Source organism: Nocardia ninae NBRC 108245 (assembly GCF_007990755.1).
GTDB classification, from domain to species: domain Bacteria; phylum Actinomycetota; class Actinomycetes; order Mycobacteriales; family Mycobacteriaceae; genus Nocardia; species Nocardia ninae.
Window position 1 is genome coordinate 1 of the sequence record NZ_BJXA01000039.1, and the last position, 12,611, is coordinate 12,611.

At 67.6% G+C, this 12,611-nt stretch carries 12 protein-coding genes; 2 read left to right on the top strand and 10 right to left on the bottom strand.

Annotated features, from left to right (window positions below):
* Window positions 1–167: 167 nt before the first annotated feature.
* The 9 genes from NN4_RS25200 to NN4_RS25240 form a co-directional block, all read right to left on the bottom strand.
* Window positions 168–1,124 carry an MlaD family protein gene (locus NN4_RS25200; protein WP_147136170.1) on the bottom strand — a complete coding sequence of 319 codons (957 nt, stop codon included), beginning with the start codon at window positions 1,122–1,124 and terminating at the stop codon, window positions 168–170.
* Window positions 1,121–2,239: an MlaD family protein gene (locus NN4_RS25205; RefSeq protein WP_147136173.1), complete on the bottom strand. Its 1,119-nt coding sequence runs from the start codon at window positions 2,237–2,239 to the stop codon at window positions 1,121–1,123. The genes NN4_RS25200 and NN4_RS25205 overlap by 4 nt, the downstream gene beginning before the upstream one ends.
* Window positions 2,236–3,321: an MlaD family protein gene (locus NN4_RS25210; RefSeq protein ID WP_186818627.1), complete on the bottom strand. Its 1,086-nt coding sequence runs from the start codon at window positions 3,319–3,321 to the stop codon at window positions 2,236–2,238. Before NN4_RS25210 ends, NN4_RS25205 begins: the two co-directional genes overlap by 4 nt.
* The gene (locus NN4_RS25215) at window positions 3,321–4,355 is read right to left on the bottom strand and encodes an MlaD family protein (RefSeq protein WP_147136179.1); all 1,035 of its coding nucleotides are present in this window, start codon (window positions 4,353–4,355) and stop codon (window positions 3,321–3,323) included. Before NN4_RS25215 ends, NN4_RS25210 begins: the two co-directional genes overlap by 1 nt.
* The gene (locus NN4_RS25220; protein ID WP_147136182.1) at window positions 4,343–5,344 is read right to left on the bottom strand and encodes an MlaD family protein; all 1,002 of its coding nucleotides are present in this window, start codon (window positions 5,342–5,344) and stop codon (window positions 4,343–4,345) included. Before NN4_RS25220 ends, NN4_RS25215 begins: the two co-directional genes overlap by 13 nt.
* A complete protein-coding gene (locus NN4_RS25225; protein ID WP_147136185.1) occupies window positions 5,341–6,366 on the bottom strand; it encodes an MlaD family protein in 1,026 nt (341 codons plus the stop codon). The genes NN4_RS25220 and NN4_RS25225 overlap by 4 nt, the downstream gene beginning before the upstream one ends.
* A gap of 5 nt (window positions 6,367–6,371) precedes the next feature.
* Window positions 6,372–7,238 carry an ABC transporter permease gene (locus NN4_RS25230; protein WP_147136188.1) on the bottom strand — a complete coding sequence of 289 codons (867 nt, stop codon included), beginning with the start codon at window positions 7,236–7,238 and terminating at the stop codon, window positions 6,372–6,374.
* A gap of 1 nt (window position 7,239) precedes the next feature.
* A complete protein-coding gene (locus NN4_RS25235; protein ID WP_147136191.1) occupies window positions 7,240–8,076 on the bottom strand; it encodes an ABC transporter permease in 837 nt (278 codons plus the stop codon).
* 426 nt (window positions 8,077–8,502) lie between these two features.
* Entirely contained in the window at window positions 8,503–9,594 is a 1,092-nt protein-coding gene (locus NN4_RS25240; RefSeq protein WP_222595160.1) for a calcium:cation antiporter, read from the bottom strand.
* A gap of 164 nt (window positions 9,595–9,758) precedes the next feature.
* On the opposite strand from NN4_RS25240, the gene NN4_RS45165 reads away from it, so the two are divergent.
* Window positions 9,759–10,865: a DUF4189 domain-containing protein gene (locus NN4_RS45165; protein ID WP_186818628.1), complete on the top strand. Its 1,107-nt coding sequence runs from the start codon at window positions 9,759–9,761 to the stop codon at window positions 10,863–10,865.
* Between the two features lie 7 nt (window positions 10,866–10,872).
* Here NN4_RS45165 and NN4_RS25255 read toward each other — a convergent pair whose 3' ends face one another.
* Window positions 10,873–11,268, bottom strand: a complete 396-nt coding sequence (locus tag NN4_RS25255; protein WP_147136200.1) for a nitroreductase/quinone reductase family protein — start codon at window positions 11,266–11,268, stop codon at window positions 10,873–10,875.
* 179 nt (window positions 11,269–11,447) lie between these two features.
* Between NN4_RS25255 and NN4_RS25260 the strand changes: the two genes are divergently transcribed.
* Window positions 11,448–12,608, top strand: a complete 1,161-nt coding sequence (locus tag NN4_RS25260) for an FG-GAP repeat domain-containing protein (RefSeq protein WP_147136204.1) — start codon at window positions 11,448–11,450, stop codon at window positions 12,606–12,608.
* Window positions 12,609–12,611 lie beyond the last annotated feature (3 nt).

The following is a 12,611-nucleotide window of genomic DNA, read 5'->3' on the forward strand; positions in this document are numbered from 1 at the left end:
GAACACCACGGTCGCGGCGGTCAGCGCCACCAGCGCCGCGGCGACCGCGACGGTCGACAGGCGAATCGAGACGGTCTTCGGGTCGCGGGCCGGGGCGGGCGTGGCCTCGGTGTCGACGTCCTGCTTCGGTTCGGTCACAACGTCGTTCGACATCGCGTCCTCCTTTCCTATTTGACGGCCACCCGCACCTTGACGGCGCCATCGGCGTCGACCTCGGCGAGGGCCTGGGAGATCAGGTCGGATATATCGATGCGCGGCGCGGCCGCGACCAGCGCATCGACGAGCGGGCGCAGCACCGGCGCCAGTGAACTCAGCTCCGGCTCGAGCTCACGCAACGCGTCGACCGTCTTGGCGGTGAACGGGGCGATCCCGTTTCCCGTCGTGTACTGGTCGATCGGCTGGCTGTCGACCATCCGGCCGACGTGGGCGACGAGATCGCTGAGCGCCTGGGTGAACTGGACCCACTCGGGCGCGGCGGCACTGAACGACGGTCCTACCCAATCCATGTTGGTGGCCGTGTTCTGGAAACTGTTGAGCAGCGAGGCGATCTGCGGGTTGCGGCTCATGATGGCGGCCGCGAGCAGATCGCCGGAGCGGGCGAGATTCGGGATCGCGCCGTCGGTGCCGGCCAGGGACTGCTCCGCGGTGCTCACCAGCGAGCCGACCACCGTCGGGTCGAGCTGGTTCAGCGTCTTGGTGGCGAGCCGAGCGACCTCCGGAATCGACAGCGGCATCCGCACATTCGAGGTCGTCAGCTGTTGCCCGTCGCGCAGGTACGGTCCGCCGTCGCCGTTCGGCCGGAACTCGACATATGGCTCGCCGAGCGCGGACAGGTGCTCGATGGTGACCGTGCTGTCGGTGGGTACCCGGCGGTCCGCGGCGAGCTTCAGACCGACCTCGACACCGTCCGCGCTCTTGCGCACCGAGCTGACCCGGCCCACCTCGATCCCGGTGAGCAGGATCGGCGACCCGACGGCGAGCCCGCCCGAATTGGTCAGCACCATGCTGGCATCGGTGTACTCGGCCAGCGGGTCGGCCTGCACCACGTTGAACGTCAGGTAGCCCGCGCCGAGCACGGTGATGGCGGCGATGCCGCCGAGCGAGGCGATCGGCCCGAGCTTCATCGGACGACTCCGATCATGCGTAGGGTCTGGATGATCCGATCCGTCTGGTCCTGAATCGGCACCGGCGCATCGGTTTTCACGCCGGTGATGTTCACCTTGGGCCCGTGCTCGGCGAACGGAATGATCTTCTCGCGCACCAGCGAGACCAGCGCCTGCAGATTCGACGGCTGACTCAGGTCCAGCGGGCGGGCCGAGGCCAGCAGCGGCAGGAAGGCCTGCACGGTACCGTCGGCGCTGTTCAGCAGCGGGCCGAGCCAGGTGAGCGAGGTGCCGATCGGGCCGAGCTGGTTGAAGATCTTGGTCACCCCGACGATCGACGGGGCGATGCCGTTCATCTGGTCCACCGACTCCTGGGTGAGCAGGTCGGCGAGCACCGGCCGGATGCCGTGCAGCACATTGGTGTTGTTGTCGATCCCGTCGAGCAGCGAGTCGAGGTCGTCCAGGTGGTTGCCCAGGTCCACCGCGTCGTCGGCCAGGGTCTTGCCGATCTGCTTGGTCCGGGCGGGGTCCGCGGGCAGCACATCGTTGAGCTGCTCGATGGTGTCCTGCACCTGCTGCACCGCGCCACCCTGGGTGAAGGTGGCCAGCGCGGCCATCGTGTCCTCCAGCTGCACCGGCGGTTTCGTCTGCGACAGCGGGATCGTGCCGCCCTCCGGCAGCAGCTTGTCGAAGCCGTTCGACGGGGTGATCAGCGCGAGATGGATGTCGCCGAGCACCGTGTTCTGCCGCAGTTCGGCCAGGGTGGCCGCGGGCAACCGCGCCGACTTCGAGATCCGGGCGTCGACAACCACGTAACCGCCGCGGCCGCCCGCCTTGGCCGAATCCACCACGGACACACCGGAAACCGTGCCGACCTGGGCGCCGTTGGCCATGATCTTGGCCCGCGCGGGCAGATTCAGCACATTGGCGAACTGGATGTGCACGTCGTAGGTGGCGCCGGAGACCTCGGAGCCGGGCACCGGCACCGACGACGGATCGAACGCGCAGCCCGCGGCGGGCAGCGCGGCCGCCAGCACCAACGCCAGTCCGGCGACGAAACGACTACCGCCGCTGCCCTTTTCCCGACGGGCAAGTGTGACGACCGGTCGCCCGGTCTCGTCCCGATGGATGTTCATCGTGCACCCGCCATTCCGAACAGCAGTGCTGCCATATCGACCTTCGCCATGCCGCCCGCGGCGTCGCAGCGACCCGGCGCCATCGCGTTCACCACCGCGCAGACCTGATCGGCCTGCTGCTGCGGAATCGCGACCTTCGGTGGGGTATAAGTGATCCCGGACTGCCCGAACGACCGGAAGGCGTCGGTCAGCACCGGCATCATCGACACGATCTGGGCCAGCGAGCCGACCCGGGCGCGCAGGAACTTCACCAGCGGCACGGTGACATCGAGCGACTTCATGATCGGATCGCCGAAGGCCGTGGTGAGGTCGTTGAGGATCGGCAGCAGCTGCCCGAGTCCGTCGATCACCTGGGCACCGGGTTCCAGGAGGTCGGTGCGCGCCGCGTTCAGCGTCGGCGCCAACCGGCGGAACATCGATTCGATGTCGCCCCAGTGCTCCTCGACCTTCTTGCCCACCGAGGCGAAGGCGTCGAAAACCCCGACCAGATGGCCGATATCGGCGTCGGGCGAGGCCATAGCCCCGCTCAGCTTCTTGATGATGTCGTTGACCTGCGGCCCGGTCCCCGCGGTCGCCGCGTTCAGCTGCGACAACCCCTGGGCGAGTGCGTCGGGGGTCTTGTTGTCCGGTCCGGAGATCTGCGCGGAGAGCTGCGCCACCGCGTTCAACGTCTCGGAAATGCTCTTGGGCGTCAGCGTTTTGGTGATGCACTGACCGGCATTCCAGCGCGCGGTGTTCTGGCCGGAGGTCACCACGGCGAGCTGACGGGCCGCGACGATGCTGTCGGCGAGCGTGGTGGCGCCCGCGTCGGCGTAGACCGGCTTGTCGGCCTCGACGTCGAACTCGACCTTCACCGACTTACCCTGCGGCGCAATCGAAGTCACCGTGCCCACCGGGATGCCGCGCATGGTCACCTGGTTGCCGACGTACAACCCGACGCTGTCGGGCATGATCGCGCAGTAACTCTCGGTCTTCTTCATCGGGTCGAAGGCGATGAAGTACCCCACGACGACGAGCACGACCGCGACGAGCGCACCCGAGACCGACATGAACGCCCGCGAGCCGAGCACCTTGTGCAGCATCAGCAGTCCCTCCCCGGCAACGGCACGCAGACCCGCGCGAGCGCGCCCGCGGGCGCGGTGATGGTCTGCCCGGACTGGTCGATCGTCACGCCGCCGTCGGGCCCGGCCAGCGCCGACAGCTTCTGCTGCATGTCCTGCACCGAACCGATGACGGGATCCAGCTTGTTCAGCAGCTCCGACATCCGGGGCACGGCGTCGAACAGCGGCTGGAGTTTCGGCTTCAGCTCGGCGTAGGTCGGCGCGATCGCCGCGGCCTTGCTGATGACGGCGTTCAGCAACCGCAGACCCTCCTGCAACTCGGCCCGCTTGCCGAGGACCAGGTCTTCCATCCGGTTGGTGGCCTGCACCAGCCTGCCGAGCGAGCCCTTGGCGCCGTCGTACATGGTCACGTACTCATCGGCATTGGCGATCGCCTTGGAGATCATCTCGTGCTGGCGGTTGAGGTCGTCGACGAAGCTGCTGAGGCTGTCGAGGGTGGTGCGCAACGTGTCCGGCGCCTCCGCGACGGAGGTGCCGAGCGCGGCGAGGTTGCGCCGCAAGGTATCTCCGTCGATCTTGCTGACCGGCTCGGCCGCATCCTGGAAGGTCTGCACCAGGCTGTACGGCAGCCGCACCCGATCCATCGGAATGTGCTTGTCGCCCAACGGTGTTGTGCCCGAGGGGAACAGCGCCACATAGTTGCCACCGACCACGGTGAGCATGCGGACATCCAGCGTGGACTGATCGCCGACGAACAACCCGGAGTCCACGGTGAAGCGCATGACCACCCGATCCGGCTTCAGCTCCAGCGATTTCACCGTGCCGACGCTGATCCCGGCCACGCGGATGTCGTCACCGGCCTTCACCGACTGCGCCTCCGCGAGATCGGCGGTGTAGGTCTTCTTGCCGATCGGCACCACGTAGAGCACGCCGGCCGCGACCGCCACGATCGCCACCAGGACCACGCCGATGATGCCGAGCCGGATCTCGCGCCGCTTGGTCTCCTGCTCGCCGATCACACGACGATCGGCGAACATGCCGCTCACCCAGCGCATACCGCCACCTGCTGTCCCGCGATCAGTACGCCGAATACCTGCGGCACGTCCGCCGCGCCCTTGGTGCACTGCGGCTTCCAGCCCGCGACCGCCGACTTGGGGATCGCCGCGTCGAAGCCGGCCAGCAGCCCGGGCAGCTTGTCGAATATCTCGAGGGCCTGCTGCGGGTCGGGGAAGATCTGGTGGATCAACGCGTCCACATCGTCGGGGCTCTGTAGCCCGAGGGCGTTGAACAGGTTGTCCAGCGGGCCGAGCACCGACGGCGCGGCCGCGGCGAACTGGGCCAGCCCGGCCATATTGGACTCCAGGCCGGAGAAGATGTCGGCCAGCCTGGCCAGCAGCGGCACCATGTAGTGGACCTTCCCGCCGGCCGTTTCCTGCAGGTCGGACAGGTTCTGCAGCACCTTGTCGATCACCACCTGCCGGTCTTTGACGTGCGCCGCGAGTTTGTCGATCGCCGCCAGCGCGGGGCCGATGCCGTTGCCGTCGCCCTCGATCAGCGCGACCATGCTCGCGCTGAACTGGTTGATCTCCTCCGGGGAGATGGTGGCCAGCACCGGCTTCAGGCCGTTGAACATGCTGGTCACATCGAACGAGGCCACGGTGTGATCGGTGCCGACCGTCGCGCCGCCCGGGATGCGCTTACCGGGCTGCGGCTGCTGCTGCAGGTCGATATAGCGCTGACCGGTGAGGTTCTGGTAGCGGATAGCCAGCTTCGAGTTGTCGTAGATGGACGCATCGGTCTTGAGCGACAACCGAACTCGCGCCTGCACGCCGTCGAGCTCGATCCCGTTCACCTTGCCGACCTGCACGCCGTACATGCGCACGTCGTCGCCCACTTTCAAGCCGTTGGCATCGGTGAACAACGCGCTGTGGTCCTCGGTCGGCCCCGATACCGGCCGCTTGATCGCCGTGCAGACGATGATCAGCACGCCGATCATCACCGCCGCGAACAGGCCGAGCCGCCAAGCGGCGGAACGTACTTTCATCGGGCACCTCCCAATAGCGGTGCCAGGACGGGCATGCCACTCAGATCGATCTCGGCGTTCAGCACCGGACCGTTCGGGGTGTCGGGCATGGCCGCACGCAACCTGCGCAGCAACTCGGTGAGGTCGGCCCCCGACTGCCGCGGCTGCGGCACCATCTGCGCGAGCAGCGTCAGCACCGGGGCGAGCATGTCGGTGACGCCGGACAGATCGTTGCCCAGTGCGGTGCCGAGGTTGGCGATACCGGGCAGCAACGTGTCGGTGTGCATCCGCACGCCGGCATCGAAGGATTCCCGATTCGATTGCAGCCGAGGGATATTGCGGATCATGTCCACCATCACCTCGTTGGCGCCGGCGAAGTTGCCCGCGCCGTAGAACGCGGGGCCCAGCGCGGCGGCCAGCTCGGAGAACGGCATCCGCTGGTTGTCGGTGACGATCTGGGCCGCCTGGATGATCGCCTGCGCCAGCGGCGTGAACGCCTTCATGTCGTGCGAGACCTGGCTGATCACGGTCGCCATCTGCGGGGTGAGCACCGAGTCACCGGACGCCGACAGGCTGCGCAGCATGCTGCCCATGGTGGCGTCGAAGATCGCGGCGGAATTGGCGCCGGTCAGGTCGAGCACGCTGTCGTCGCGCAGCGCGGATCCGCCCGCACCGCGGCGCAGCTCGATCTCGCTGATGCCGAACAGGTTTGCGGGCGCGTAGTCGACCCGCATGCTGTCGTCGATGCCGTGCAGTTGCGAACGATCCAGCCGCAACCCGATGCGCTGGGTGCCGCGCTCGGCCGGGTCGACCCCGGTGACCGTGCCGACCTGCACGCCGTCCACCCGCACCGGGGTGCCCGCCAGGATGCCGTCGCCGACCTGTTCGGTGTGCAGCGAGATATGCATCCCGTCGTCGGTGCGCAGCTCGCGTTGCAGCGCAAGGACCGCGACCACCGCCACGATCACTGCGACCGCGACCAGGCCGACGAGCCGGGACCGCTGCTTGTCGACCGCCACTCCGGGCAATCCATACTTCGGCATCGCCATTACCCCGTGAAACTGATCGTCGCGTTGAAACCCCACAGCACGATGGTGAGCACCATGTCGATGGCCACGATCGCCACCGAGGAGGCGCGCACCGCGCGGCCGGAGGCGATACCGACGCCCTCGGGTCCGCCGGTGGCGAAGAAGCCGTAGTAGCTGTGGATGAGGATGACCACCGTGGCGAAGATGGCCACCTTGATCACCGCGGCGATCACGTCGAACCCGGCCACGAACTGGAAGAAGTAGTGGTCGTACACGCCCGCGGACTGCCCGTGCACCAACGTGATCAGGCCACGGCAGGACAGGTACGCCAGGATCAGCCCGATCAGGAAGGTCGGCACGATCGAGATGGCGCCCGCGATCACCCGGGTGGTCACGACGAAGGGCACCGAGCGCAGGCCCATCGCCTCCAGCGCGTCGATCTCCTCGGAGATGCGCATGGAGCCGATCTCGGCGGTGATGCGGCAGCCCGCCTGCGCGGCGAAGCCGATGGCCGCGGCGATCGGCGCGAGTTCGCGGGTGGTCGCGTAGGCCGAGACGATGCCGGTGACCGGGCCCATGCCGAGCATGTTCAGCATGGTGAACGACTCGACGGCCACCGAGGCGCCCATGACGAGGCCGAGCACGATCATCATCGGCACGGTGCCGCCGCCGACGATGACCGAGCCGCGGCCCCAGGTCATGTCGGAGATGATGCGCAGCGTCTCGTCGCGGTAGTGCTTGATCGTCGACGGGATCGAGGAGAGCACCTGCCAGACGAAGGCCAGCACGAAGCCGAGCGCCTCGAACCGGGCGAGCAGCAGGCCGCGGCGCTGGTAGAAGCGGCTGAGCCAGCCCAAACCCTTGGGCACATAGGTCGATGCGGACATGTCAGACCAGCCTTGTCGGCAGGAACATCTCGACCACCTGTGTGACGCCGAGGTTGACGACGGCGATCGACACCACCGACAGCACCACCGCCGCGTTCACCGCGTCGGCCACCCCGCGCGGTCCGCCCTTGGCCTCCAGCCCGCGCTGGCAGGCGATCACCACCACCAGGAAGCCGAACAGGGCCGCCTTGAGCAGCGAGACCCAGACATCGGCGACGGTGGTGAAGGAACCGAAGGTGGCCCAGTAGCTGCCGGGCGTGACGTTCTGGCCGCCCACCGCAACCGCGTAACCGGCGACGATGCCGACGAAGATGATGAGGATGTTCAGCAGCGGCGCCACCAGGATCATCGCGACCAATCGCGGAATGACCAGGCGGGGAATCGGACTGATGCCCATGGTGTTCAGCGCGTCGATCTCCTCGCGGATCGTGCGCGCGCCCAGGTCGGCGGCGATGGCGGCGGCGCCCGCACCGCCGAGCAGGAATCCGGTGGCCAGCGGGGCGCCCTGCTTGATGACGCCGAGGCCGCCGGTCGCGCCGAGCAGCGAGTCCGCGCCGAGCGTGTGGATGAGGTTGCCGACCTGGATCGAGACGATGACGCCGAACGGGATGGCGATCAGGATCGCCGGGATGGCCGTGACGGTGACCAACCGCCAGGCCTGCGTGGTCGCCTCGCGCCACTCGAACTGGCCGCGCGCGATCCCGGTGACCGTGCCGGTCACCGATTCCCGTGCGATGTCCACGGCGCGACCGAAGGTCCGCAACGACGAAACGACAGTGTCGGAGAAGTTCTTGCGGACGACGCGGACGGCGGTGGCACTCGAGCGCGCCCGGGTCATAGACGCCACTCGGGGCCCGAGCCGGGCCGGTGTGTCTCAGGTTTCACAGTCGTTCTCTCCATGATGGGCGTCACTGCCACCATGAAGCTATCGGTGACAACCGGTAACAGTAAAGCCGATCACGGTGTGACCATCGCCTCCTCAACGCTTGCCGGCGACTAGCTTCGTTGCCCGGTCAACAGCACGAGATGGAAGTAAATGGCCGTTCTGGTACGGGTTATCAGCACGTTTTCGCATAACTGTGACGTGCATCATGTGATTTAGCTAACCGCCAGCAAGATCACGGACCGATTACGAAAGGGCGTAATCGGCAAATGGGACAAGCGGGGCGGCCGCACACCGGCTAAAGGGCCGGAGCTGGGCCAATAGTCAGCACACCGCCCACATGGCTCGGCCTCGACCGCGTCGTGTGCGTCGAATCACGATCTATGGACTCACCGCGAGGAAGACGAATGCGGAGAACAAGGCCAAGTGGACGCCGCCTTGCAGCAGCGTCGCCCGGCCGGGCACCACCGTCAGCACACCGACCACGATCGTCAGCGCGAGCAACACCATCTGCGTGGCGCCGAGCCCGAGCACCAGCGGCCCGTCCAGCCAGATGGTGGCCACGGCGATCGCCGGGATGGTCAGGCCGATGCTCGCCATGGCCGAGCCGAGCGCGAGATTGAGGCTGATCTGCACCTGATCGCGGCGCGCGGCCCGCACCGCGGCGAGGGTCTCCGGCAGCAGCACGAGCAAGGCGATCACCACGCCGACCGCGGACGGCGGCAGCCCGGCGTCGGCGACGGCCGACTCGATCGACGGTGACACCACCTTCGCCAGCCCGACCACGCAGACCAGCGCGACGAACAGCATCACCAGGCTGAGCAGCGCGGCCTTGGCGGTGGGCGACTCACTGTGCACGTCCTCGTCGGTGACCACGCCGTTGCCCTCGACGGGCAGGAAGTCGTCCGGGTGCCGCACCGTCTGGACCATGACGAACAGCCCGTAGAGCGCGAGCGAGGCGACCGCGGCGAAGGCGAGCTGGCCGGCGGAGAACTCCGGCCCGGCCTGGCTGGTGGTGAAGGTCGGCAGCACCAGGCTGAGCGTGGCCAGCGTCGCGACCGTGGCCAGTGCCGCGCCGGTGCCCTCCGCATTGAACACCGCCACCCGTCTGCGCAGCGCGCCGACCAGCAGGGACAGCCCGAAGATGCCGTTGCAGGTGATCATGACCGCGGCGAAGACGGTATCGCGGGCCAGCGACGCGGCCTTGTCGCCGCCGGAGATCATCAGCGTGACGATGAGCGCCACCTCGATGACGGTCACCGCGACCGCGAGCACCAGCGACCCGAACGGCTCACCGACCCGGTGCGCGACCACCTCCGCGTGATAGACCGCCGCGAGCACCGCCCCGATCAGCGCGGCGGCCACCACGACCACCGCCGCTCCGGAGAGACTTCGCCCCCAGGTGACGGCCAGCGCGAGGGCGGCGATGATTGGTACGAACACGGTCCAGCGGTCGGTCAACACACGGATCATGAGATCCATCGTTGCAGCTAACCCTCCGCACACAGGTCAGCGCGGTGTGCCGCCCCGGAAATGGCACCGAATCGGACAATGCCCCCACTGGCAGGGGCAGATAACCGAGCGCCGAGTCGATACCCTGGCTCGGCCTTGATCGAGACGACCAGCAGCGGGGACGCATGTCAAACCCACCCGGCCCCTACCCCGGGCAGCCATACGATCCACACGCGCAGCAGAGCGCAGCGAAGGACGAACAGCAGGCTCCTGGCTACTCGCGCGCCGATCCGACCATGCTGAACCAGCCGAGCGCCGCCGACGGCGGGGCGCAGTCGCCGCATCCACGCGCGGACCCGACGATGCTCAATCCGCTCGGCCGGCCGGATCCGGGGTATCAGCAGGTACCGCCCGCCGATCCGACGATGCTGAACCCGCTGAGTCAACCGAACCAGGCCTACCAACCGGTGCCGCCCGCGGATCCGACATTGCTGAACCCGCTGAGTCAGCAGGATCCGGCGTACCAACAAGGTCAGCCCTACGATCCGCAAGGGCAGCCGTACCCGTCGGTTCCGCAGTATCCGGTCCCGCAATACCAGCAGGCACCGCAATACCAGCAAGCGCCATATCAGCAAGCGCCGATGTATCAGCAAGCGCCGCAGCAGTATCCGCCGCAGCAGGGCAGCTTCCCGCCCGGTCCGCCCGGGCAGGGGTTCCCGCCGCCGTACGGACCCGGCGGGCCCGGCTCGGGCGGTGGTGGCGGCGGCAAGGTGCTCGCGGTGATCGGTTCGGTCCTGCTCACCCTGCTGGTGATCGGCGGGGTCATCGGGCTGAAGGTGCTGAAGAACTCGGCCAAGAACGACCGGGTCGACGCGAGCGGCGCCGACACCACCAGCTTCGCCGTCGCCACCAGTACCGCAGGGGCGCCGACCACCCGGACGACTGCCAAGCTCCCCCCGATCAGCACGGCACCGCCGACCACGCCGAAGGTGGCCAACGTGTGGATCGCGGCGGCCTACAACGAGGCGACCGAGGAGGTGCACTGGGCCAGGAGCTCGATCAGCCAGGACGCCGCGGTCGGCCAGGCGCAAATCGCCTGTGGCGCTTCCTGTCTGGAACCCGTCTGGTCGAAGGACAACTGTGTCGCGTTCGCCTTCGGCAGGAACGGTGGCTGGGCCTCCGACTGGGGCGGCACCATCACCGAAGCGCAGGACAAAGCGGCGGCCAGGGGACAGAACGCCTTCGATCTCGCGGGGCCGTTCCAGTTCTGGTCGAAGTGCGCGAAAGAGTAGCGCGCGCTTAGTCGTCCAGGTCGACGCGGACGGTGAGCAGGTCCGTGCCGACCAGCTGGACCACCGCGCTGTTGCCGCGGGGCAGCTCGCGCAGCCGGGCGCGCGCGTCGTCCTCGGGCAGCAGGTGCGCGGTGCCGGTGTGCCAGCGGCCGTGCAGGCGTACCCGAACGCGGTTGTTCGCCTTGATGTTCCGGATGTACTGGGAGCGGTCGCCGAACTCGGAGACCAGCCAGAATTCGTTGCCCACCTTGCGGCCGCCGATCGGGGTGACGCGCGGCTGTCCGCTCACCCGGCCGACGGTCTCCAGCAGCTGCTGGGCGGGCACCCTGCGCTGCAACGGATTGACGACGCGGCGCTGCAACGTGGTGACCACTCGATGTTGAATATCGCGCTTGCTCGGCATGCGGCGACGGTAGCACCGGGGCGCGACCCGCGAGCACCGAAACCGTTGGCACAGTGCCACAGCCGAATACCATCGCGGTGGGCAATCCGACGAATTATCGGAATAACCGCTGTTCCACTGTGACACACATCATAAAGTCCGGGTCCCCCGCTTTATCACTGCGCACACCAGGACAATTCATGTACGCTCTCTCCCCTCGCCCGCGCGGCGTGATTCTCGCCGCGGCCGCCGCGACGTTCGGCCTACTCGGCTCCGTCCTGACCACCCCCGCTCCCGCGCATGCCGCGGGAGCGATCAATTTCGCGCCTAAGGTGGATTCGCCCTCCGGTGGCCAATTTCCGTCGTGGGGCCCCGGTCCGTCCGCGATCGGCACCGTCACCGCCGACTTCAACGGCGACGGCAAGGCCGATATCGTCTCGGCCGATTTCCAAGGGGCAGGGCCGATTCTGATGACCGGCCGGGGCGACGGCCGGTTCAACACCGGCACCAGAGTTGGCGACGCGGGCAACGGATTCGGCGCGGTAGGGGTAGGCGACCTCAACGGCGACGGCAAGCCCGACGTCGTCGCGCAGGCTTGGACGACGGTCGCGACCTTCCTGAACAACGGCAACGGCACTTTCAAGCCGGCCGAAAAGTACCTGACACTCGAAGGCGCACAACAGGAGGTGATCGTCGCGGACGCCAACGGCGACGGCAAGGCCGATGTGCTCAGCCTGGTGCCCGCCGGGGTGAAGACCTGGCTCGGCAAGGGCGACGGCACCCTCGAAGACGGGTCGACCAGCCTGATCCCGGGCGTCGCCGCGGCGTTCACCGTTGGAAAGTTCAACTCGGACAACAAGATCGATATCGCGATCAACAATGACGTGCTGCAACAGGTGCATGTGTTCACCGGTAACGGCGACGGCAGCTTCACCCGGCGCGGCGCGAGCACCAGCGGCTTGATCACCGAGGATGTGCGCGCGGGCGATTTCGACAACGACGGCATCGACGACGTGATCACCGCCGACTCGTTCTCCTTCAGCACCACGCTGCTGCTGTCGGACGGTCAGGGGGACTTCAAGAAGACCGACCGGGTGAACATCTCCGGCCTCGGGCCGACCAGCATCGCCGCCGGCGACTTCAATCGGGATGGCAAGCTGGACGCCGCGATGTCGGCGGTGCTGAACTCCAAGATGGTGATCTTCACCGGCAACGGCGGAACCATCAGCAAGACAGGAGATTTCAGCGTAACAGCACAGCCGCAGACGCCGGTCGTTGCCGACTTCGACGGTGACGGCAAGCTCGACATCGTGGTGGCGGGTAGCGCGAACGCGGTGTCGTTCCTGAAGAACATCTCCTGATCG